Source organism: Sporolactobacillus caesalpiniae (assembly GCF_040513385.1).
Classification (GTDB): Bacteria; Bacillota; Bacilli; order Bacillales; family Sporolactobacillaceae; genus Sporolactobacillus.
In genome coordinates, this window is record NZ_JBEVCB010000017.1 from 1 (window position 1) to 1,295 (window position 1,295).

Annotated in this window: 1 protein-coding gene; it reads left to right on the forward strand. The window is 42.0% G+C overall.

Going from position 1 to position 1,295, the window contains the following annotated elements; genetic code table 11:
- Window positions 1–1,294 (forward strand): IS4 family transposase (locus tag ABWW58_RS17095; RefSeq protein WP_353870251.1); only part of this gene is annotated, 1,294 nt, incomplete at its 5' end.
- Between the last annotated feature and the right edge of the window lies 1 nt (window position 1,295).

Here is a 1,295-nt window from a genome sequence, read left to right on the forward strand (position 1 = left end):
GATTCTAAAACATTTACGTCAGGCAGGAATTCAAAAAGCCTTCGGCTTTTCCAGTGGTTATCTTTTTCAGCTTATTTTTCGTCTGATCTTTACCCAAAGAAATTGGTATCGTTTACTGGAGAGTAATAAAGCAGATGAATTACCAGGCAAGGATGCTGTTTATCGTTTTTTAAACTACCCGAAGTTTGCCTGGCGCCGCTTCCTGACGGCACTAAGCGTATTCACGATTATGAAAGTCAGCCGTTTGACGAGCACCTGCCACACTAAAGTACTCATTCTGGATGATTCATCTTTTTATCGCGACCGCAGTAAGCGCGTCGAACTTTTGGCTCATTGTTTTGACCATGCCAGGAGAAGACACTACAAAGGATTTCGTATGCTGACATTAGGATGGTCCGACGGATCAACGTTCCTGCCCATTGATTTTTCACTCCTTAGTTCAAGCAAAGAAAAGGCAAAAATTAATGATATCAATTCGACGATTGATAAGCGTTGTTCCGGCTATAAAAGACGAATCGAAGCTTTACAAACAGCTCCTGAACAAATCCCTGGGATGGTTAAACGGGCCTTGTTGAACGGAATTGATGCATCCTATGTTCTGATGGACAGCTGGTTTACCCAACAACCTTTGATCAAGGCTTTGACCGATCAAGGTATCGATGTTATTGGTATGGTGAAACCAACGAATCAGCGCTATCGAGTAGGCTCTCAATGGGTTGGATTAAGAACGCTGTATCGACTGTCGAAGCCCGTAACCAGTCACAAAGAAATTTTACGTTCTATTCGTACCACAATGGCTAATGGAGTCCCGGTCAAAGTTGTGTTCGTTCAAAACCGCAATAAACAAAGTGAATGGCTAGCCATCTTAAGTACTGACTGCACACTTACAGAACAGGAAATCATTCGTACGTACGGCATGAGATGGGACATTGAATTATTTTTTAAAGCAACGAAGTCATTTCTTAAGCTTCAAAAAGAGTTCCAGGGCAGATCGTACGATCTGCTGATTAGCCACACAACCATTGTCTTTACAAGGTTTATTCTCCTGTCTTGGCAAAACCGTTGCAGTACAGATAATCGAACCCTTGGTGGTATGTTTTATGAACTCTGTGACGAAATGAATGAACTGGATTGGGCTGTAGCACTGACGCAGCTCATGGATATTCTTCATGACGCCCTAACAAAAACAAAAAAATCAATCAAAAGATGGGTTACTTGTCAACTGACACAATGGATTGAGAGCTTACCCAACTATATCAAGGTTTATCTGCCCAAATTAGGGTGCGAAAGTTGAG